Annotated in this window: 20 protein-coding genes; 5 read left to right on the plus strand and 15 right to left on the minus strand. The window is 55.5% G+C overall.

The window, feature by feature from the left end; translation table 11 throughout:
* Positions 1-98: 98 nt before the first annotated feature.
* The 4 genes from K7B04_RS12825 to cecR are packed head-to-tail and all read right to left on the minus strand — an operon-like array spanning position 99 to position 4,623.
* Positions 99-1,232: an ABC transporter permease gene (locus K7B04_RS12825; protein WP_065355571.1), complete on the minus strand. Its 1,134-nt coding sequence runs from the start codon at positions 1,230-1,232 to the stop codon at positions 99-101.
* Positions 1,222-2,961 (minus strand): ATP-binding cassette domain-containing protein, encoded by a 1,740-nt coding sequence (locus tag K7B04_RS12830; RefSeq protein ID WP_223802197.1) that lies wholly within the window; start codon positions 2,959-2,961, stop codon positions 1,222-1,224. The genes K7B04_RS12825 and K7B04_RS12830 overlap by 11 nt, the downstream gene beginning before the upstream one ends.
* Positions 2,954-3,949, minus strand: a complete 996-nt coding sequence (gene hlyD / locus K7B04_RS12835) for a secretion protein HlyD (RefSeq protein ID WP_223802198.1) — start codon at positions 3,947-3,949, stop codon at positions 2,954-2,956. The genes K7B04_RS12830 and hlyD overlap by 8 nt, the downstream gene beginning before the upstream one ends.
* Complete coding sequence (gene cecR / locus K7B04_RS12840; protein ID WP_223804164.1) at positions 3,946-4,623, minus strand: transcriptional regulator CecR; 678 nt, start codon at positions 4,621-4,623, stop codon at positions 3,946-3,948. Before cecR ends, hlyD begins: the two co-directional genes overlap by 4 nt.
* Before the next feature lie 228 nt (positions 4,624-4,851).
* Between cecR and rhlE the strand changes: the two genes are divergently transcribed.
* From rhlE to ybiB, 3 genes are all read left to right on the plus strand, one after another.
* A complete protein-coding gene (rhlE, locus tag K7B04_RS12845; RefSeq protein ID WP_163447075.1) occupies positions 4,852-6,228 on the plus strand; it encodes an ATP-dependent RNA helicase RhlE in 1,377 nt (458 codons plus the stop codon).
* Between the two features lie 96 nt (positions 6,229-6,324).
* Positions 6,325-8,463 carry an ATP-dependent DNA helicase DinG gene (gene dinG / locus K7B04_RS12850; RefSeq protein WP_163447073.1) on the plus strand — a complete coding sequence of 713 codons (2,139 nt, stop codon included), beginning with the start codon at positions 6,325-6,327 and terminating at the stop codon, positions 8,461-8,463.
* Positions 8,464-8,515: 52 nt separating this feature from the next.
* The gene (gene ybiB / locus K7B04_RS12855) at positions 8,516-9,484 is read left to right on the plus strand and encodes a DNA-binding protein YbiB (RefSeq protein ID WP_163447070.1); all 969 of its coding nucleotides are present in this window, start codon (positions 8,516-8,518) and stop codon (positions 9,482-9,484) included.
* A gap of 182 nt (positions 9,485-9,666) precedes the next feature.
* On the opposite strand, the gene ybiJ is transcribed toward ybiB, so the two are convergent.
* The 5 genes from ybiJ to K7B04_RS12880 form a co-directional block, all read right to left on the minus strand.
* Positions 9,667-9,927, minus strand: a complete 261-nt coding sequence (gene ybiJ, locus K7B04_RS12860) for a DUF1471 family protein YbiJ (RefSeq protein ID WP_064548464.1) — start codon at positions 9,925-9,927, stop codon at positions 9,667-9,669.
* Positions 9,928-10,387: 460 nt separating this feature from the next.
* Positions 10,388-11,065, minus strand: coding sequence for a PKHD-type hydroxylase YbiX (gene ybiX, locus K7B04_RS12865; RefSeq protein WP_223802199.1), 678 nt, complete (start codon positions 11,063-11,065; stop codon positions 10,388-10,390).
* A gap of 46 nt (positions 11,066-11,111) precedes the next feature.
* Positions 11,112-13,394 carry a catecholate siderophore receptor Fiu gene (locus tag K7B04_RS12870; RefSeq protein ID WP_223802200.1) on the minus strand — a complete coding sequence of 761 codons (2,283 nt, stop codon included), beginning with the start codon at positions 13,392-13,394 and terminating at the stop codon, positions 11,112-11,114.
* Between the two features lie 233 nt (positions 13,395-13,627).
* On the minus strand, positions 13,628-13,876 hold the full coding sequence (locus K7B04_RS12875) for a DUF1471 domain-containing protein (RefSeq protein ID WP_223802201.1): 249 nt from the start codon (positions 13,874-13,876) through the stop codon (positions 13,628-13,630).
* Between the two features lie 85 nt (positions 13,877-13,961).
* On the minus strand, positions 13,962-14,582 hold the full coding sequence (locus K7B04_RS12880; RefSeq protein ID WP_163447062.1) for a flavin reductase family protein: 621 nt from the start codon (positions 14,580-14,582) through the stop codon (positions 13,962-13,964).
* A 96-nt stretch (positions 14,583-14,678) separates the two neighbouring features.
* Here K7B04_RS12880 and rlmF point away from each other — a divergent pair, with 96 nt between their 5' ends.
* Positions 14,679-15,605, plus strand: a complete 927-nt coding sequence (gene rlmF, locus K7B04_RS12885; RefSeq protein ID WP_223802202.1) for a 23S rRNA (adenine(1618)-N(6))-methyltransferase RlmF — start codon at positions 14,679-14,681, stop codon at positions 15,603-15,605.
* A gap of 41 nt (positions 15,606-15,646) precedes the next feature.
* Here the strand turns inward: rlmF and glnQ are convergent, their stop codons facing one another.
* From glnQ to rhtA, 5 genes are all read right to left on the minus strand, one after another.
* Complete coding sequence (glnQ, locus tag K7B04_RS12890; RefSeq protein WP_223802203.1) at positions 15,647-16,369, minus strand: glutamine ABC transporter ATP-binding protein GlnQ; 723 nt, start codon at positions 16,367-16,369, stop codon at positions 15,647-15,649.
* Positions 16,366-17,025 carry a glutamine ABC transporter permease GlnP gene (glnP, locus tag K7B04_RS12895; protein WP_065355583.1) on the minus strand — a complete coding sequence of 220 codons (660 nt, stop codon included), beginning with the start codon at positions 17,023-17,025 and terminating at the stop codon, positions 16,366-16,368. Before glnP ends, glnQ begins: the two co-directional genes overlap by 4 nt.
* Before the next feature lie 79 nt (positions 17,026-17,104).
* A complete protein-coding gene (gene glnH, locus K7B04_RS12900) occupies positions 17,105-17,851 on the minus strand; it encodes a glutamine ABC transporter substrate-binding protein GlnH (protein WP_065355584.1) in 747 nt (248 codons plus the stop codon).
* 363 nt (positions 17,852-18,214) lie between these two features.
* The gene (gene dps, locus K7B04_RS12905; RefSeq protein WP_052284751.1) at positions 18,215-18,718 is read right to left on the minus strand and encodes a DNA starvation/stationary phase protection protein Dps; all 504 of its coding nucleotides are present in this window, start codon (positions 18,716-18,718) and stop codon (positions 18,215-18,217) included.
* Between the two features lie 293 nt (positions 18,719-19,011).
* A complete protein-coding gene (gene rhtA / locus K7B04_RS12910) occupies positions 19,012-19,899 on the minus strand; it encodes a threonine/homoserine exporter RhtA (protein WP_065355585.1) in 888 nt (295 codons plus the stop codon).
* 354 nt (positions 19,900-20,253) lie between these two features.
* On the opposite strand from rhtA, the gene ompX reads away from it, so the two are divergent.
* Positions 20,254-20,763: an outer membrane protein OmpX gene (gene ompX / locus K7B04_RS12915; protein ID WP_223802204.1), complete on the plus strand. Its 510-nt coding sequence runs from the start codon at positions 20,254-20,256 to the stop codon at positions 20,761-20,763.
* Between the two features lie 76 nt (positions 20,764-20,839).
* On the opposite strand, the gene K7B04_RS12920 is transcribed toward ompX, so the two are convergent.
* A complete protein-coding gene (locus tag K7B04_RS12920; protein ID WP_223804165.1) occupies positions 20,840-21,793 on the minus strand; it encodes a nickel/cobalt transporter in 954 nt (317 codons plus the stop codon).
* Between the last annotated feature and the right edge of the window lie 78 nt (positions 21,794-21,871).

The raw sequence follows: 21,871 nt of genomic DNA on the forward strand, positions 1-21,871 counted from the left end.
AGTGCTTTCCTCATATCGGGTGCGCTTCGCTTGCCCGACCTACAAGCCTCGTTGTCCCGGTAAGCGCAGCGCCGTCGGGCAAAATACGAGTGCCAGCGTTAATCCAATCGACGTTTGGTTTTCATCCACGTCAGGCCAATAAACATCACCGCCGAAGCGATTAAAAACAAGGTGTTAATCATCAGCACCACGGGAATATTGCCCGCCAGGAACAGGCTTTGCAGGGTGCTAACAAAATAGCGCGCCGGGATGATATAGGTCACCACGCGAATGGCCGCGGGCATACTGTCTATCTGGAAAATAAACCCGGACAGCATGATCGACGGCAGAAACGCGGCGTTCAGCGCCACCTGGGCGGCGTTAAACTGATTGCGGGTAATGGTGGAAATCAGCAGCCCCATCCCCAGCGTGCTGAGCAAAAACAGGCTGGTGATGAAAAACAGGATCACCAGCGAACCGCGGTACGGCACGCCGAGAATAAACACCGATACCAGCATGCACAGCAGCATCGCCAGCATGCCGAGGAAATAGTAGGGAATCAGCTTGCACAGCAGCAGCTCGACGCGGGTCACTTCGGTGGAAAGCAGCGCTTCCATGGTGCCGCGCTCCCATTCGCGGGCAATAACCAGCGAGGTGAGAATCGCGCCAATGACCGTCATAATAATGGTGATCGCGCCGGGAATAATAAAATGCTGGCTGATGGCCGCCGGGTTAAACCAATAGCGGGTCTGCACGTCGATAAGCGGTTCGAACTCCTGACCATTATCCTCAGCGCGCTGCTGCTGCCAGATTTGCCAGATACCCTCAACGTAGCCTTGAACAAAGTTGGCGGTATTCGGTTCACTGCCGTCGGTAATCACCTGAATCGGCGCGTCGTCGCCAACGCGGGTCATCTTCTTATCGAAATCAACCGGCACGACGATCAGGCCGCGAATACGCCCGGCCTGCATCATTTCAATCAGCTGCTGACGGTTGTCGCTGATGGTGGCATCGATATAGGGGGAGCCGGTCAGAGTGTGGGTGAAATCCAGCGCTTCCTGGCTTTGCTGCTCCAGCAGTACGCCGACGCGCAGTTTGCTGGAGTCGAGGTTAATGCCGTAGCCGAAGATAAACAGCAGTAAGAGCGGGATGACCACCGCAATCAGCCAACTGCTGGGGTCGCGGACAATCTGCCGCGTCTCCTTCACGCACAGCGCGCGCACGCGCCGCCAGGACAGCATCTTAGCGCTCATCGGCATGCTCCTTATCCCAGTCGTTGATCAGCGTGATAAAGGCTTGTTCCATGGTTGGATCCGGCTGCTGGTCATCCGCCGCCTGCGCTTTTAAATCGTCCGGCGTGCCGCTGGCAATCAGCTTGCCGCGATAGACCAGGCCTATGCGGTCGCAGTATTCCGCCTCATCCATAAAGTGGGTGGTGACCATCACCGTGACCCCTTTCTCCACCATGCTGTTGATATGCAGCCAGAATTCGCGGCGGGTGAGAGGGTCTACGCCCGAGGTGGGTTCATCAAGGAACAGAATATCCGGCTCGTGCATCAGCGAACAGGCCAGCGCCAGGCGCTGCTTAAACCCCAGCGGCAGCGCGTCGGTGGTGTGGCGCGCGATGGCTTTCAGACCGAAAGCGTTGCTCATGCTGTCGATTTTATCGTTCTGTGCGCGGCCGCGCAGGCCGTACACCCCGGAGAAGAAGCGCAGGTTTTGCTCGACGGTGAGGTTGCCGTACAGCGAAAATTTCTGCGCCATATAGCCGAGATGCTGACGCGCCTTACCCGAACTGACTTTCAGGTCCATGTTCAGCACCAGCGCATTGCCGGAGGTGGGCACCAGCAGCCCGCACATCATCTTGAAGGTGGTCGATTTCCCTGCGCCGTTCGGCCCCAGCAGGCCGAAGATCTCGCCGCGTTTGACGGCGAAGTTAACGTGGTCGGTGGCGGCGAAATCGCCGAATTTTTTAGTGAGCTGTTTGGCTTCAATCACCGTTTCATCCGGCGAGCCGTCAACGGTGTGGAGAATGGCGCCCAGCGGCGATTCCGAGGTGCCCGCGCCGCCCAGTAGGTCAATAAAAGCATCTTCAAATCGCGGCGCGGTTTCTTCCATCTCCAGTTCAGGCATGCCAGGCGCCTGCTTTAGCGCCTCGGCGGTTGCCGATTTTTTAAGGATCACGCGGACCGAACGGCCCTGAATCATGCCGTCGCTGACCATCTCTTGTTTCAGCGCCCGTTGCAGCAGCTTGCGGTTATTTTCCTCCGGGCTGTGCATTAAGAAGCTGCGCCCGGCCATGGTGCGGGTGAGGGCGGTGGGTTCCCCCTGATACAACAGCTCGCCTTCGTTCATCAGCAGCACGTCCTGGCACTGTTCGGCTTCGTCGAGATAGGAGGTGCTCCATAGGATCAGCATGCCGTCGCCCGCCAGCTCGTGCACCATCTCCCAGAGTTCACGGCGTGAGATGGGGTCGACGCCGACGCCGGGTTCATCTAACAGCAAAACTTTTGGCTCACCAACCAGCGTACAGGCCAGCCCCAGCTTCTGCTTCATGCCGCCGGAGAGCTTCCCCGCCAGCCGTCCGGTAAACGGCCCCAGGGCGGTAAATTCCAACAGCCGGGCAAAGGTTTTTTCGCGGACGTCTCCGGTTACGCTGCGCAGATCGGCATAGAGATTAAGGTTTTCCATCACCGTTAAATCTTCATACAGGCCGAATTTCTGCGGCATATAGCCCAACACCGAATGCAGCGCGCTGTCGTCGGCAATCGGATCCAGCCCGAGCACGGTCGCGCTGCCTTCGTCCGGCTTCAGCAGCCCGGCGAGCATGCGCATCAGCGTGGTTTTTCCCGCGCCGTCCGGGCCGACAAGACCGGTCACATAGCCGCCGTTGATGGTGCAGTCCAGCCGGGCGACCGCCGGTTTATCCATGCCGGCGAACTGTTTGACCAGCCCGCGTAGCTGAATCTGGCCGTCACTCATGGCGCGACTCTTCGTTGAACTGAAGCGTGACAGGCATCCCCTGTCGCAGGCTGTCGTCGGCGTCGGTGACGATAATACGCAGACGGTAGACCAGGTCGGTACGCAGGTCCGGCGTCTCAACCGTCTTCGGGGTAAATTCCGCGGTCGGGGAGACAAAACCAATTTTGCCGTGATACGGCTTATTTGGGCGGCCGTCGGTATAAAGCAGAATTTCTCGGCCCGGCTGCGCCTGGTTGAGATTTTTCTCGTCCACATAGGCGCGGACCCACACCGGACGGGTGAGGGAAAGAGTCAGTACGGTACTGCCTGCGCTCAGCATGCTGCCGGGTTCAACCGCGCGAGTGAGCAGGGTGCCGTCAGAGGGGGCGGTCAGTACGGTGTCATGCAGATCGAGAGTGGATTGGGCCAGCTGCGCCTGCGCCTGCTCGAGACTGGCTTTCGCCTGGGCAATTTCCTGCGGACGATTCCCCGCACGATACTGGCTGAGTTTATCCTGTGCCGATTTCAGCGTCGCCAGCGCCTGGTCGCGGGACGAGCGGGCGTTTTCCAGATCGTTGGCCGACAGCAGTTTTCGGTTCCACAATCCCTGCTGGCGCTGGAGATAGCTTTGCGCATAGTCGTAGGCTGCTTGCGCTTGTTTCACCGAGGCCGCGGCCTGGGCAATTTCTTCCGCCCGGTAGCCTGCCATCATCAGGTCGTACTGCGCCTGCGCCGTCGCGACGTTGGCTTTAGCCTGCATCAGGGCATTTTCATAAGGCGCCTGGTCCAGTTGACCGAGGGTCTGCCCCTGCTTGATGGCGTCGCCTTCGTCGACCGTCAATGACTGCAAGCGGCCGCCGACGCGGAAGCTCATGTTCACCGTACGAATATCCACGTTGCCATAGAGCGTCAGGCCGTTGTTTTGCCGACTCTGGTACCACCACGTGCCGCCGCCAATCAGCGCGACGATGACCACCACCGCCAGAATCAGAACCACCGGTTTTTTCATGAGTTGAGGCTCCTTTGCGTTAATCCTTGCAAGATCAGATCGATATGGCAGGTCACTACCTGGAAAATTTGCTCGGCTTTGTCGGCATCAAACTGCGTCCAGCCGGTGCGCATCAGGATGGTTTCTCGCCCGAGGCGAAACGCCAGCACTTCGCCCAGCAGGGCGTGGGTGTGGAGGATCATCTGCGTACTGTTAGCATCGCAGCCAGTATAGGCGGCGATCAGCCGGGTCAGGTGCGCGTGCAGCGGGGCAATGACCTGATCGTGGATACGCTGGTAGGCGGCGGTCGGCGACAGCTGCTCGCGAGAGATAAATTTGCTGAGGTTAAGGGTATCGTCCTGGGTCAGCAGTAAGATCATGTTCTGGCAGGCGCGGAGGATCAGGGTGCGCATGGCCTCTCTGTCCGGCTGCGGCTGGGCAAACAGTTGCTCGGCGGCTTCGGCATGGGCGCGAAAGTTTTCGCCGATAAAGTCGGCAATCCACTGGGCGCAGGCCTGGTATAAATCTTCTTTTGAGCCAAAATAGTAGGTGATGGCGGCAATATTCTGCCCGGCCTGAGCGGCAATATCGCGGGTGGTGGCGTGCAGGCCATACTCGCCAAACTGGGCGAGCCCGGCGGCGATGAGCTGGCTCCTGGCCTGCTCGCCTTTGCTGGTTATCGGTGTCGTATTCATCATGCCACCAGAATTAATCAAACGATTGATTAAGATTATGCCGGGTTTTTGCGCTTGTCCAGTCTGGTGAATAATCTTGTTTTCTACCGCGAAGGGGATAATTTATGCGGTGAATCACAAAAACTGCTACACTCCGCCCCTTCATGACATTGTGGTTTTTGTCATTACCTGTTTTTTTATCCCCTCGAAAACTACACCGCATGCGGTCGGGGTGGGTGTGGAGTATTTATGTCTTTTGATTCCCTCGGACTGAACCCCGATATTTTGCGTGCCGTTGCTGAGCAAGGCTATCGCGAACCCACCCCCATCCAGCAGCAGGCGATTCCTGCGGTACTGCAGGGCCGTGACCTGATGGCCAGCGCGCAAACCGGCACCGGTAAAACCGCAGGCTTTACCCTGCCGTTGCTGCAACTGCTGGTTTCTCGCGAGCCTCACGTGAAGGGCCGTCGCCCGGTGCGCGCGCTGATCCTCACCCCAACCCGTGAGCTGGCGGCGCAGATTGGCGAAAACGTGCGTGAATACAGTAAATACCTGAACATCCGCTCGCTGGTGGTGTTCGGCGGCGTGAGCATCAACCCGCAGATGATGAAGCTGCGCGGTGGCGTTGACGTGCTGGTGGCGACGCCGGGCCGTCTGTTGGATCTGGAACACCAGAATGCCGTCAAGCTCGATCAGGTGGAAATTCTGGTGCTCGATGAAGCGGACCGTATGCTGGACATGGGCTTCATCCACGATATCCGCCGCGTGTTGACTAAGCTGCCAGCGAAGCGTCAGAACCTGCTGTTCTCCGCGACCTTCTCTGATGACATTAAAGGTCTGGCGGAAAAACTGCTGCACAACCCGCTGGAAATTGAAGTGGCGCGCCGTAACACCGCTTCCGAGCAGGTGACCCAGCACGTTCATATGGTCGATAAAAAGCGTAAACGCGAGCTGCTGTCGCAGATGATTGGCGAAGGCAACTGGCAGCAGGTGCTGGTGTTCACCCGTACCAAACACGGCGCCAACCATCTGGCGGAGCAGCTGAATAAAGACGGCATCCGCAGCGCCGCGATCCACGGCAACAAATCGCAGGGTGCGCGTACCCGTGCGCTGGCCGATTTTAAATCCGGCGATATTCGCGTGCTGGTGGCAACTGATATCGCCGCGCGCGGCCTGGATATTGAAGAGCTGCCGCACGTGGTGAACTACGAGCTGCCAAACGTGCCGGAAGATTACGTGCACCGTATTGGCCGTACTGGCCGCGCGGCGGCGACCGGCGAAGCGCTGTCGCTGGTTTGTGTTGATGAACACAAACTGCTGCGTGACATTGAGCGCCTGCTGAAGAAAGAAATTCCGCGCATTGCGCTGCCGGGTTACGAGCCGGATCCGTCCATTAAGGCCGAGCCGATTCAGAACGGTCGCCAGCAGCGTGGCGGCGGTAACGGCGGCGGTCGTGGTCGCGGTCAGAACCAGGGGCAAGGCCAGGGGGCGGGGCGCAGCCAGCAGCAGCCGCGTCGCAACGACGGTGGTGCACCGAAAGCCAAGCCGCGCAGCGCGGAAGGCAAACCGGCTGGCGATAAGCCACGTCCGCCGCGTCGCCCGCGTAAACCCGCAGCAGCACAGTAAATTGCGAGCCCGGCCGAAAGCCGGGCTTTCTTTTTTGCGACGGCGTACAGAAAATGCCACAATAGTGGCTGTTTATACAGTATCTCAGGTTTTCTCATGGCTTTGACCGCCGCGCTGAAAGCGCAAATCGCCGCCTGGTACAAGGCGCTTCAGGAACAGATCCCCGACTTTATCCCCCGCGCGCCGCAGCGGCAGATGATTGCGGACGTCGCCAAAACGCTGGCTGGGGAAGAGGGGCGCCATCTGGCGATTGAAGCGCCGACCGGCGTCGGGAAAACCTTGTCCTATCTTATTCCCGGTATTGCGATTGCTCGCGAAGAACAAAAGACGTTGGTGGTCAGCACCGCTAACGTGGCGCTGCAGGATCAGATCTACAGTAAAGATCTGCCGCTGCTGCGCAAAATCATCCCCGATCTACGTTTTACCGCCGCCTTTGGTCGTGGCCGCTACGTCTGCCCGCGTAACCTTGCGGCGCTGGCCAGCAGCGAACCGAACCAGCAGGATCTGCTCGCGTTCCTTGATGATGAGCTGACGCCGAGCAACCAGGAAGAACAGAAGCGTTGCGCGAAGCTGAAGGGCGACCTCGATGGCTATAAGTGGGACGGTCTGCGCGATCATACCGATATCGCTATTGACGACGACCTGTGGCGGCGGCTCAGTACGGATAAAGCCAGCTGTCTGAACCGTAACTGTCATTACTACCGCGAATGCCCGTTTTTTGTCGCGCGCCGCGAGATTCAGGAAGCCGAAGTGGTGGTGGCTAACCATGCGCTGGTGATGGCGGCGATGGAGAGCGAAGCGGTACTGCCGGAACCGAAAAACCTGCTGCTGGTGCTTGATGAAGGCCATCACCTGCCGGACGTGGCGCGCGATGCGCTGGAGATGAGCGCCGAAATTACTGCGCCGTGGTATCGGCTCCAGCTCGATCTGTTCAGCAAGCTGGTGGCGACATGCATGGAGCAGTTCCGCCCGAAAACCACGCCGCCGCTGGCGTTGCCGGAACGGCTGACTGCGCACTGCGAAGAGCTGTACGAGCTGATTGCTTCACTGAATAACATTCTTAATCTGTATCTCCCAGCAACTCAGGAAGCCGAACACCGCTTCCCAATGGGCGAGTTGCCCGATGAAGTGATGGAGATATGCCAGCGTCTGGCCAAACTCACCGAAATGCTGCGCGGGCTGGCGGAGCTGTTCTTAAACGATCTCAGCGAGAAAACTGGCAGCCACGATATTGTGCGTCTGCACCGGGTTATCTTGCAGATGAATCGCGCGCTGGGCATGTTTGAGTCCCAGAGCAAACTGTGGCGGCTGGCGTCGCTTTCGCAGGCGTCGGGCGCGCCGGTCACCAAGTGGGCGACCCGCGACGTGCGCGATGGGCAGATGCACGTCTGGTTCCACTGCGTCGGCATTCGCGTGAGCGACCAGCTTGAGCGTCTGCTGTGGCGCAGCGTGCCGCATATTGTGGTGACGTCGGCCACATTGCGCTCACTGAACAGCTTCTCGCGGTTACAGGAAATGAGCGGGTTGAAAGAGAAAGCGGGCGACCGCTTTGTGGCGCTGGACTCGCCGTTTAACCACGTCGAACAGGGAAAAATCGTGATCCCGCAGATGCGCTACGAGCCGCTGATGGAAAACGAAGAGCAGCATATTGCCGAAATGGCGGCCTATTTCCGCGAGCAGGTTGAGAGTAAGAAGCATCATGGCATGCTGGTGCTGTTCGCCAGCGGGCGGGCGATGCAGCGCTTCCTTGAGCACGTGACCGACCTGCGGCTAATGCTGCTGGTGCAGGGCGATCAGCCGCGCTATCGGCTGGTGGAGCTACATCGCAAGCGCGTGGAGAGCGGCGAGCGCAGCGTGTTGGTTGGGCTACAATCTTTTGCCGAGGGGCTGGATTTAAAAGGCGAGTTGCTAAGCCAGGTGCACATCCACAAAATCGCGTTTCCGCCCATCGACAGCCCGGTGGTCATCACCGAGGGTGAATGGCTTAAGAGTCTCAATCGCTATCCCTTTGAGGTGCAAAGCCTGCCAAGCGCGTCATTTAACCTGATTCAGCAGGTGGGGCGATTAATTCGTAGCCACGGCTGTTGGGGCGAAGTGATCATCTACGATAAGCGGTTGTTGACCAAAAACTACGGTAAGCGTTTACTGGATGCGTTACCGGTGTTCCCGATTGAACGTCCGGAAGTGCCGGAAGTAAAACAGAAAGCGAAACCCTCACGCCGTAAAAAAAGGTAGCCCGGTGTAGGCCGGATGGCGTTGCGCACAACGACGAGCAAAGGAGCAGAAAATGGATTATCGCAAAATCATCAAAGAAATCGGTCGTGGTAAAAATCATGCGCGCGACCTGGATCAGGATACCGCGCGCGGCCTGTACACCCGAATGCTTGATGGTGACGTTGCGGATCTGGAAATGGGCGCCATTCTGCTGTCGATGCGCATTAAGGGGGAAGGTGAGGCGGAGATGCTCGGCTTCTATGAAGCGATGCAGCAGAAAACGATGCGTTTGACCCCGCCAGTGGGTAAACCGATGCCGATTGTGATCCCGAGTTATAACGGCGCGCGCAAGCAGGCCAACCTGACGCCGCTGCTGGCGATGTTGCTGCATAAGCTGGGCTTTCCGGTGGTGGTTCATGGGGTCAGTGAAGATCCTACCCGAGTGATCACCGAAACTATTTTTGAGCTCATGGGCGTTGAACCTACCCGTCACGCCGGCCAGGCGCAGGCGAAGCTTGACGGCCATCAGCCCGTTTATATTCCTGTCGGCGCACTCTGCCCGCCGCTGGAGCGTCAGTTGAACCTGCGCTGGCAGCTTGGCGTGCGCAACAGCGCGCATACGCTGGCCAAGCTGGCAACGCCGTTCGCTGAGGATGCGGCGCTGCGCTTGTCCAGCGTTTCGCATCCGGAATATGTGGGGAAAGTGGCGAAGTTCTTCAGTGATATTGGCGGGCGTAGTCTACTGATGCATGGCACGGAAGGCGAAGTGTACGCGAATCCACTGCGCTGTCCTCAGATTACCCTGATAGACGCCGCGGGCGCGCGGGTGGTGAACGAGCGTCAGAGCGAGCAGGCGGATGCGCCGGTGGCGCTGCCAACGGCAAAAGATCCGCAAACGACCGCGCAGTGGATTGAACGCTGCGTGGCGGGTGTCGAGCCAGTACCGCAGTCGCTGAAGATTCAGATGGCCTGCTGCCTGCTGGCGACCGGTGAAGTGAGCTCCCTCGAAGCCGGTTTGGCCCGCGTCGCGCAGGCGTATTAATCCTCATCCAGCCAACACTCTCGTAGCCCGGGCAAGCGCAAGCGGCCCGGGTTTTTCTTTGCTGAATCCCGGACAAAAAAAAGCCCGGCGTGGCAGCCGGGCAAAAAAGGGTATCAACAAGTTCAATGAGGGTTGGAGCACCCGCGAGAGGTCAGCTCACGGGGTATAACAGAGGGTGGCGATTATTTGTAGATAACCGCAGTACCGCTAACTTTGTTGTTGGTGTTAGCAGAGGTGATGGCATAACCGGTAGCGCCCGCTGCGGCAGCTTTCTGCGCCAGCTGAGCTTCCATACCATCCAGAGTGGTCGCGCCGTCAACGGACACGGTACCCATTTCATTCATTTTCTGAGCCTGTGCCTGAGTTACTGGTTGGGCAGCGAAAGCACCAAAAGACAGGGCAGACAGGGCGATAGCAGCAACAGCATATTTAACGTTTTTCATAATATTAATCTCTCGCAGGTTGTTCCGTTCGGGGGACGATGTCTTCGTCGATGTGATAAGTATCACGTTTTTATTTGGTGGAATAAATCGAAGAGAATTGATGACCATAATCAAAAAAATTGAATGATTATTAATTTATTGATTATTAATAAAATATTCACGGTATGAATGCGTTTGGCGTGAATCAACCGAAAGACAGAGCAACGAAGGCACGATTTGCTACTTTTTTTGCCAAAAAGCGTACTCGTAAAGATAATCGATTGCTCTGTATGTTGCGGTATGTATTTGTAATAAAACCTGTGTATTTAGCGGTTGATTAAGATTATATCCTGATTATTGTTTTCGCTGTAAGTTTTTATATTGTCTTTTTGTGGGGCGCTGGCGAAGCGGCTGGCGCTGCCGTTTCGTCAGTTTTTAAGCGCCCATCTTCTTCATATATTTTGAGAAATATTGGCGAGTTTCAGATCTCAGACCATTCGCGCAGCAGGTTGTGGTAGAGATTGAGCAGCGAAAGCGCCTCCTCCGACTCACCGTGCCGACTGTTGAGCGACTGGATATTCCGGTCGAGTTCAAACAGCATCGCGCGGCGTTTATCATCGCGGACCATCGACTGAATCCACATAAATGACGCCACCCGAACACCGTGCGTCACCGGCGTGACGCAATGCAGGCTACTGGAAGGGTAGAGCACCAGGTCGCCCGCCGGGAGTTTGACCGTGTGCTGTCCGTAGGTGTCGTTAATGGTCAGTTCGCCGCCGTCGTAACTTTCCGGGTCAGACAGAAATAAGGTGGCCGACAGGTCGGTACGCATCCAGCCGCTATGGGGATGCTGGCGTACAGCGCCATCCACATGAAAGCCATAGGTCTCCTGCTGCTGATAACGGTTGAAAAGCGGGCTGGAAAGGGTTTTTGGCAGCGCGGCGGCAAAAAACAGCGAGTGACGATTCACCGCTTCCAGCACGCGGGCCTGTAGCGCCATGTAGCGTTCGCTGCGTGTATCAACCTGTTGATTGTTCTTCACCTGGGCACCTTGCGCCCCGACGGTGGCTCGGCCGTCGACCCATTGCGCCTGGTTGAGTTCCGCAACCAGATCGCGTACCTCGTCCGCGCTCAGCACGCCGGGAATTCGATACATCATGGCAGTGTCTCCTGAAAAAAGTGGGGCTTTCGCCCCACACAATCACTTAGAAGTGAACGTTTGCCGTTAACACGAAGGTGCGCGGTTCACCCGGATGATAGCGATAGCCGCTCTTGTTAATAGAGGCAACATAATCGGTATCGAACAGGTTATAAACGTTCAGTTGCAGGTCCAGATTGCGATTGACGCGGTAGCCCAGTTTGGCGTCGGCGACCCAGTAGCTGTCGGTGGAGTCTGGTGTACCCACCGCGCCATCTTTGCCGCGATGCATACTGCCGATATAGCGTGCGCCCGCGCCAATGGACAGGGCGTCGGTCGCTTGGTATTGGCTCCACAATGTAAAGGCATGTTCCGGCGTGTAGGGCAGAGAATCGCTTTGATCCTGCGCTACGTCGGCACCGTTACGCACCGTCGCGCGCTGTTGGGTAAAGCCGCCAATGACCTGCCATTCCGGGGTAATGTTGCCCGCAATAGACAGCTCGTAGCCCTCTACACGTTTGGTACCGTACTGGGAGTAAGTGCCGTCATCGTTCGCTTCGACATCGTTTTCAATGTCGGTGCGGAAAACGGCGGCGGACAGCAGCAGACGCTTATCCAGCACTTCCCATTTGGTCCCCGCTTCGCTGGTTTTCGCCTTCTGCGGTTTGAAGTCGGTACGGTTGGCGCTGCTGCCGGAGCCGCCCGCCGCCAGCGCAAAGTTGCTGCCGCCAGGAGGCTGCTGGGAGATGGCATAGTTGACGTAAACGTTGCCGTTCTGCGTCAAGTGGTATAGCGCGCCGCCCTTCCAGTTCACCAGGTTGCCCGACTTGGCGGCATCCACGGTGGTGACCGGGGTATTTTTGACGACGCCTGCCGGGCAGGCGATGGCGCCGCGCCCGGTGCCGCCGCACAGTGATGCGCTGTCGTACTCGGTATGATAGCTATCCAGACGAATACCGCCGTTGAGTTCGAAATCGCGGGTAATCTGTAGCGTATCGAAGGCGTAAATCCCGAAGGTATCGGTCTGGCCGTTTGCATTCGCTCCGCTGCGTTGCAGGCTGCCTAACGAAACGCTGCTATCCGGGTGATACAGGTTTACCGGCGGCGCGGTAAACGGATACACGCCGTAGTTGGTTTGCTGCTCGTGGGTAAATTCCACGCCGGTGCTGATATCGTGGCCAACGGCGCCGGTGTAGAACTTCGAGGTCAGGTTGGTCTGGTTAGTGAGGATCTTGTTGCTGACATCTTTGGTATTGATATTGCGCGTCCAGGTCCAGGTATTAACGTTACTCGGGTCCGGTCGGCCAATATTGCTCGCGCCGCCCATTATCGCCGTCATCATGTAATCTTGCTTGATCTGCGACCAGCGGGTGGTGTTGCGGACAGTGGTGGTGTCGTTAAAATCATGCTCGAAGCGCATCGTCACCGTATCGGTGGTGGAGTCGTCGTAGTCGGACTGGGTGCCGTAGAAATTGTGGGTATCGACTTTGCCGGAGCTGTTCAGCGCCGAAGTTGCTGCGTTGGGCGCGGAGTAGCCCGGCAGCCCCACGGTAGGTACGCCGCCATCCGGAGTATTATTCTGGGTGACATGCAGATAGTTGAGGTACAGACGATTCTCGGTACCCAGGCCAAACGCGATGGAGGGAGCAATGCCGTAGCGCTCGTTTTTCACGTTATCACGCCCGGCATCATGTGTTTTTTCACCCATCAGGTTTAAACGCACCGCGCTGGTTTCACCGATCGCTTCGTTGAGATCCAGCGTACCGCGTCGGTACCATGCGCTACCTACACTGGCAGAGGCATCAATGCCCGAATCCAGGCGCGGCTGCTTGCTGATCATGTTGATCGATCCCGTTGGCGCGCTGCGGCCATAGTCGGATCCCGACGGCCCCTTGATCACCTCGACCTGCTCGGTATTGAACGTATCGCGGGTTACGCTGCCAATATCGCGGATGCCATCGATATAGATGCTATTCGAGGTATCGGCACCACGCATATAGATGGTATCACCCGTCGATGAGCTCCCGTTTTCCCCGGCAAAGAAGGCGCCAACGCCCGGCACGTTTTTCAGTGCGTCGGTCAGGTTGGTGGCCCCCTGATCTTTGAGGACCTGCTCGGAAATAACGGTCACGGTACGCGTGGTATCGGCAATCGGGCGATTAAATTTGGGGTCGGCCGACTGGGTTGGGGCATACAGTGAAGGAGCCTGCGCTTCCACAACCAGCGTATCGCCGGTGCTTTTTTCTTTGCCCTCATCGGCCTGAGCGGCAGGTGTCAGGCCGAGACAAAGACCGGTAAAGAAGGTGAGAGAACTAAAGCTGCTGAACGGGATGGTGCGATTTTTTTCCATATCAATGAGCGTCTTATAATTTTTAAAAGCCATTTAAAAATGACAATCGGGCGTGTTTCGTCCCTTTTGCCACTGCAGGTGATTTTTTTATTAAATGATGTTGATAATGATTGTGATAATCATTATCAAATCGGCGTATTTTTTATCACTCATTGGCTTAAAAATAAATACACTGGTTTACAGTTTCTTCATTTTTTATACATAAAGATTACGTTTCTGAGGGAGATTACCGCTCACTCATACAGCGTTGCCGAACCAAAAAGCTTGTTTTTCCCACCGGCAACGTCGACCACAAAGGCTATCGCGCCGGCTTTGTGCGCTTTGCTGGCAAGCTGCTGCTGGAGATCGTCAAGGTTGCTGGCGCCGCTGGCCGTCACGGTACCGACCGGGCGAAACGGCACGCCAGGAGGCGGTGTGGGCTGGGCGCAGGCGGTTGTCGTAGCGAGTAGCAGGGCGAGAGAAAAGCGATGAAAGGTGTTCATGGTATCCCCTCCTGATGGCAACAGGGAATACCTTAATTGTAGGTCGTTGATGGAAAAAAACTGCCACCGGGGTGGCTGTTTTTCATCAGGAGCGGCGGGCGTCCGGGCGAATTAAATCAAAACGATGACTCTCGTCAATGGTGTAGTAGGCAGAAGGCCCGCCTGCGCGCAGCACCGGCTGGGCTCGCGCGGTCTGGTAGATGCCGTTTTCCAGCAGCGACTCATCAATATGAATGCCAACCACCTCGCCAAGCACCAGCCAGGTATCCACCGGGGTGCCGTCGGCACCGGTGAGTTGAATACATTGCGACAGCCGACACTCAAAGTTCACCGGGCTTTCCGCGACGCGTGGCGCGTTGACGATCTGGGCTGGAGCAGCGGTGAGCCCGGCGCGGGTAAACTCATCATCACCGTGGGGCAGGGTGGCAGAGGTTTCATTCATCGCCACCGCCAGGCTGCGGGTCGTCAGGTTCCAGACAAATTCTTTGGTCTCGACGATATTCTGCACGCTATCTTTCCAGCCGCTGCTGGCAAAACCGATGATCGGCGGGTGATAGTTAAAGCAGTTAAAGAAGCTGTAGGGGGCCAGGTTATGTCGCCCTTCGGCATCGACAGATGAAATCCAGCCAATCGGTCGCGGCCCTACGATGGCGTTAAGTGGGTCGTGTGGTAGCCCATGGCCCTGGGAAGGTTGATAAAAATACATAGCGCACCTGTTATCAATAAGCAGTTATTCAGACTCCCTTATTTACCGCATCGTCGTCAACGGGTATCTTACGCCGCATTACGACAGGAGAAAGTCATGAGTACCCAAAAACCGGGGTTGCACCCGCGTAACCGTCATCACAGCCGCTACGACCTGGACGCGCTGCGTCAGGCCTGCCCCGCGCTGAGCGATTTTATTACCCTCAACCCGGTTGGCGAGCAAACCATTAATTTTGCCGATCCGCTGGCGGTGAAGACGCTGAACAAAGCCTTGCTGGCGCATTTTTATGCGGTAAAAGAGTGGGACATTCCGGAAGGTTTCCTCTGCCCACCCGTTCCAGGCCGTGCGGACTATATCCATCATCTGAGCGACCTGTTAAGCGATGAAAACGGCAACGTGGTGAAGGGGGCAAATATTCTGGATATCGGCGTTGGCGCAAACTGTATTTATCCGCTGATTGGCGCGCATGAATATGGCTGGCGCTTTACCGGCAGCGAAACGCACCCGCAGGCGTTTGCCAGCGCGCAGGCCATTCTCAGCGCTAACCCCTCGCTGAACCGGATGATCCGTCTGCGCCGCCAGAAAGACACGTCGGCGATGTTCAACGGCGTGATCCATAAAAACGAACAATACGATGCCACGCTGTGCAACCCGCCGTTCCATGATTCTGCCGCCGCAGCTCGCGCTGGCAGTGAGCGCAAACGCCGCAATCTGGGACAGGATCGCGATGATGCGCTGAACTTTGGCGGCCAGCAGCAGGAACTGTGGTGTGAAGGCGGGGAAGTGGCCTTTATCAAACAGATGATCGCCGAGAGCAAAGGCTTTGCCCGTCAGGTAATGTGGTTTACGTCGCTGGTGTCGAAAGGGGAAAATCTGCCGCCGCTGTATCGCGCGTTAACCGAGGTGGGGGCCGTTAAAGTGGTGAAAAAAGAGATGGCTCAGGGGCAGAAGCAGAGCCGCTTTATCGCCTGGTCGTTTATGGATGATGAGCAGCGTCGTCGTTTCCTGGCGCGCAAACGCTAAGAGAAAACGCCGTTTACCCCGAGGGATAAACGGCGTACTTATCAGGAGACGTGCTGCAGGAACTCTTGCAGACGCTGGCTTGGTGGGTTCTTCACCAGCTCCTGCGGATTGCCATCTTCGGCAATCCGGCCTTTATCAATAAAGATCAGGCGAGACGCGACTTTCTCAGCAAAGCCGATTTCGTGGGTGACAATCACCATCGTCATCCCTTCTTCCGCCAGATCCTGCATCACTTTCAGCACTTCGTGGCGCAATTCCGGGTCCAGCGCCGAGGTTGGTTCATCGAACAGCATCATTTTCGGCTTCACCGCCAGCGCTCGGGCAATCGCCACGCGCTGCTGCTGTCCGCCGGAAAGCTCGGAAGGGTAGTGGTGCGCGCGTTCCGCCAGGCCCACTTTGGCCAGCAGATCTTTGGCCAGCTTTTCCGCCGCCTCTTTTTTCAGACCGCGGACGCGGAGCGGCCCGAACATCACGTTTTCCAGCGCCGTCAGGTGTGGGAACAGATAGAACTGCTGGAACACCATACCGGCTTCCTGACGGATCAGGCGTTCATCAACATTCGGGTCGTTTACCTTCAGACCATCGACAATCAGATCGCCGCTGGTTATCTCTTCGAGTTTATTAATGCAGCGCAGCAGCGTCGATTTTCCCGAGCCGGAAGGCCCGATTATCACGACCACTTCGCCCTGTTTGACCTTCAGGTCGATGTTGTGCAGCACCTGGGTTTGACCAAAGTGCTTGGAGACGTTTTTAAATTCAATCACAGGATTTTCATCCTTCTTTCAAGAATGCGGAGCACGATATTCAGTACCTGGGTGATGATCAGGTAGATAACGCCAACGGCGGTCCAGATTTCCAGCGCGCGGAAGTTTCCGGCGATAATTTCCTGACCGCTGCGGGTCAGCTCAGCGGCACCGATAACAATAAACAGAGAGGTGTCTTTGATACTGATGATCAACTGGTTACCTAGCGCAGGCAGCATACGGCGAACGGCTAGCGGCATAATCACATGGCGAATGGTTTCGCGACGCGACAGGCCGAGTGCCAGACCCGCTTCGCTAAAGCCTTTGTGGATGGACAACACTGAGCCACGAGTGATTTCTGCAATATAAGCACCGGAGTTGATCATGATGGTGACAACTGCCGCAGTGAAGGTATCGATACGAATGTCCGGGAACGCCATTGGCAGCGCGAAGTAGATGTACATGACCTGTACAACGATAGGCGTACCGCGGATCACTTCAATAAATACGAGGGCGATATGGTTTGCAATCCAGCCGCCGTAAGTACGGGCTAAGCCAGCCACCAGACCGATAATGATGCCGCCCGCGAGGCCGAGGATCGAAATCCACAGAGTCATTTTGGCGCCGTCCAGAAGAATGGGAATGGCAGGCCAGATGACGCTCCAGTCAAACTGCATGATGATAATCCTGTTACCGTGGTTCAAAAATAGCAGGGGCGAAAGGCCGCCCCTGAGTTTGCATCAGATTTTGGAATAATTATTTAGGTTCAGTACCGAACCATTTTTTGTAAATTTCGTTATAAGTGCCGTTTTCACGCAGCGTTTTCAGCGCGCCATTCACTTTTTCGCGCAGCTCGTCGTTGCCTTTCGAGAACGCAATACCGTACTGCTGAGCTTCCAGCGATTCGCCTACCGCTTTGAACTGACCGTTACCGGCAGTCTTGATAAAGTAGAGAATATTCGGGGTATCGTGCAGCACCGCGTCGGCGCGGTTGGTGCCCAATTCCATGTACGCATTATCGATGTTCGGGAACTGGCGCAGGTCTTTGGTTTTGATATTCGCTTTTGCATAATCAACGGAGCCTGTTCCGCTCTTCACCGCCACCACTTTGCCATCCAGATCTTTCACGCTCTTGATGTCATTGTTGTTGGTTTTCACCATCACCAGCAGGCCGCTTTTGTAGTAGCCATCGGAGAAGTCGACCGCTTTTTTACGCTCGTCGGTAATGGTAATGCCAGCCAGCGCCAGATCGACGTTTTTGGTCTGCAGCGCCGGGATAATGCCGCTGAAGTCCATCGGCTTCAGGGTGTAATCCAGCTTCAGCTCTTTCGCAATTGCTGCCCACAGGTCGATGTCAAAGCCGACATACTGATTACCCTGCTTGAACTCGAACGGGACGAACGCGGTATCCGTTGCCACAACCAGCTGTTTCTCGGCAGCCTGAGAAGAGACCGCAAACGCCAGGGTGAGTGCAGCCAGTGAAACTTTAAACATTGACTTCATAGCATTTCCTTTTATATCCACGGGGCGATCCCCTGCGATAACAAACGGCTTATGAAAAAAACGTGCCAACTTTACAATCAGTTGTTTCTTAACAAATAATGCGTTTTCCATTGCACAAAAGCGGAAAAATAACAACCGCTTTGCACCAAATAAGGGCACCAAAGTGGTGCGAGAAAATCGTGTTGTTAAGTATGGCGTTTTTTAGCGCAAACGCAGAGGAGAAAACAATCTTTTATTAACGATTGTGTGAGGTGATTATTACAAATGATTTACTTTGGCGGGGTTTCTGTCCGATTGGGTGCACTTTTCTGGTGCAAATCCCTCCGGTGGAGGGACCGGAGGGAGATAAGATTTTCCTATGTGTTATTCGATGTTTGCCTCGATGAACCACAGGAATTTATCCAGGTCACGGGAAGCGGCGGTGAAGATATCGGCGGTATCTTCATCTTTGGCTTCACTGATTGCTTTACGTACGTCGTTAGCAACAATCGCATAACGCTCAGCCAGCGCTTTCAGGTGATCCTGCACGCTGGTGATATCCAGCGGATAGCTTTTCAGCGGCGTCTGGGCGTTGATGACCTGAGTGGTCCCCAGCGCAATCCCGCCGAGCTGAACGGCGCGCTCAGCCATGGTATCCAGATGGTCGGTGAGCGCCGTGCGGAAGCCATCAAGCATTTCATGCACCGCGATAAAGTTGGCACCGCGCATGTTCCAGTGCGCCTGCTTTGTAATCAGCGACAGATCGATAAACTGAAGAACCTGACGGTTGAGTAACGCAACGGTGGCCTGTTTTTCGCTTTCCGGAACGTCGTTACGCGTATAGAGAAGTTGGGCGTTTTTCGTTTTAACCAGTTTTGCAGTACTCATAATCATATATCCTCTTGATCCGATACACTTATAAAAGCATGTGTATCTGCGTCCTCATGAATTAACGAAAACAAGTATAGCACCGTGAGCGGGACGGTATTTTCTGATTCTACCTATAGGTTTGATAGAGAGCGTAATTTTGTTTTTTAAATTCAATTAAAACAGGTGGTTACTGGTGTTTTGAGATGGTGGGTATTTTTATTAAATTATTTTTATTGATGTAAAATAAGAATTTATGCAGTTTGTTTTCGATATTATGCATAGTGGCGTGCACTATGCATAAATAAGAAAAATCAACCAACGTCGACTTGTTTTATTTTACTTTCCTGACGCATTGTGAGCGTTGAACCCATTGACGCCATAATAATGGCCCCCAGCGCCATAGACTGGCTAAAGGTCAGCGTCTCACCGAGGAAAACCATGCCGGACATGGCTGCCAGAGCAGGCTCCATACTCATTAATGTTCCAAAGGTACGTGTAGGTAAACGCGTCAGAGCAATCATCTCCAACGAGTAGGGCAGTGCGGTAGAGAGCACGGCAATGGCTAAGCCCAGCGGCAACAGCGACCAGTGCAACAGGGTATCGGCGGCCTGCATGGCGCCCAGTGGCACAAAAACGACTGCAGCAATCAAGGACCCCATCGCCACCGTGGCCGGGCCGTGGTCTTCACCGGCACGACGGCCGCTCAGAATATAGACCGCCCAACCCGCGCCGGCACCGAGCGCCAGCAGCGCGCCGGTGAGGTCAACATGAGCAACATCCTGCCCCAGTGGCAGCAGGAACCACAAGCCCATCACCGCCAGAACCACCCAGATAAAGTCTACCGGGCGGCGTGAAGAGAACAGTGCCACCGCCAGCGGCCCGGTGAACTCCAGTGCCACTGCAATACCCAACGGAATACGCTGTAGTGACAGGTAAAAGAGATAGTTCATCGCGCCCAGTGACAGACCATAGAACAGCAACGGTAGACGCTGCTCTTTAGAAAAACGCAGTCGCCAGGGCTTAAACACCACCACCAGAATCAGCGTGCCGAGCGCCAGGCGCAGTGCAGTAACGCCTGGCGCGCCAATCAACGGGAACAACGACTTAGCCAACGATGCGCCACTCTGGATGGAGATCATAGAGATCAAGAGGACGAGGATAGGTAACCATGAGGGTAGCTTGCGGGGCGTGGTGGACATCTTTTTCCTGTCAATATTTGTCAAAAGAGGTAAAAGCGGCAGTGTAATGGAAATAGTCGCCCACGGTTGAGGAATTGTTGAAAAAAAATCGTCCCGGAACGAGTAGAATTTGCTGAGTCGATGAAAATTTCGTCTGTCAAATTAGGAATTATCTGGAAAATTAAACGTTAATTTTACCGTAATGAACATAAGATTTAACGTAGAAAATCGTTTAATATGAATGGCATAGGTCTTGGTGGAAAAGTTTTGTTACATCAAAGATGACCTTAGACATCATCAGTTCCAAAGAGTTTCTTAACAAATTTTGATATATTTAAAACTTACGGACTTATTAGAAGCACATTTGAGGTGGTTATGAAAAAAATTGCATGTCTTTCAGCACTGGCCGCTGTTCTGGCTATTTCCGCAGGTACTGCCGTAGCTGCAACCTCCACTGTTACCGGTGGTTACGCACAGAGTGATATGCAGGGCGTCGCTAACAAAGCTGGCGGCTTCAACCTGAAATATCGCTACGAAGCAGACAACAGCCCGCTGGGTGTGATCAGCTCCTTCACCTACACGTCTAAGAGCGACACTCAGAACGATGTCTACACCAAAGGTCAGTACTACGGCATCACTGCTGGTCCTGCTTACCGCATCAACGACTGGGCTAGCATCTACGGTGTAGTCGGTGTTGGTTACGGTAAAGCACAGGGCAACCAGTTCCCGAACAATGACAGCACCAGCGACTACGGTTTCTCCTACGGTGCCGGTCTGCAGTTCAACCCGATCGAAAACGTAGCACTGGACGTATCTTACGAACAGTCTCGTATTCGTAGCGTTGACGTAGGTACCTGGATCGTAGGTGCTGGTTACCGCTTCTAATCACTTCGGTGATACAAAAAAGGGGTCTTGATGGCCCCTTTTTTAATGCCCTTTGTAAACCTATTTCCCGCCAGATTCAACAGCCCGCCGCAATGTAGTCACCGTTAGCGCTGATCGGGATGACCGTCAGATACAACACTATTGCGAAGACGATCAGCATCGCGCCGCCTGCGATTTTGACTGCCGGTATTACCCAGCGTGGTCCCGATACACCACCGAACATGGCTACCGTGCGTTCGCGCGCATAGCGCACCGCCAGTGATAACCCGAGAATCGACAGTGCCGTACCCAACGCCATCGTCATCACGGCGGCAATTCCCCACGTCACAATACCCAGCGCGTTCGCGAACATCAAAATCATGATGGCGCCGCTGCATGGTCGGGCGCCAATGGCCAGAATGACGCCGAGCCGCGTTTTCCAGTCGCTTTCTGCAAGCAATGTACCTACGCCGTGGTGCCCACAGCCGCAGTTTTCGCCGTGTTGATGAAGCGGCTTAAGCGCAGAGATAGCCAACCTTCGTGGACGCAGGCTTCTCAGCGCTTGATAAATAATGAACAGCCCGAAGGCGCCAATCATCACCGCGCTGATTTTTTCGACATACCAGCGGCTGGTACTGAGATCGCCAGAGGCCAGGTTAAAACCTACCGCAAGGATAAAGACAAACAGAATCGCGCTGATGCCTTGCATCAGGCTGCCGATAAACGGCACCACGCGCGCGGCGAGCAGGCTCTCTTTGTTGGTGCTCAGGTAGGTCGTGACGATGAATTTACCGTGCCCCGGGCCAATAGCGTGCAGCACGCCGTATAAGAAGGCGCCCACCAGCAGCCATAGGCCCCCGCTGTATTCGTGGTTGTTGAGCTGCAACAGATACATCACCAGGTAACGGTGCAGGGTGATTTGCGTAGCCAGGCACCACTGGATAAAGGTGTTCCAGTGCGCGTGCAGCGTAAGTGCGCTGGCAAGCAGCAAAAGTAGCGTTAACCCAGCGGTGGGAAGGCGCAAGTCGCGCGCGAGACGTTGTGCGATCATCATTGAGCCTGAATCAGAAGGTCGTGAAGCAAGTATAGTAATGCAACGCCGGGGCGATTCGCTATCCGTTTACCGGCG

This window comes from Kluyvera sp. CRP (genome assembly GCF_019930565.1).
In the GTDB taxonomy this organism is placed as follows: Bacteria; Pseudomonadota; Gammaproteobacteria; order Enterobacterales; family Enterobacteriaceae; genus Kluyvera; species Kluyvera georgiana_A.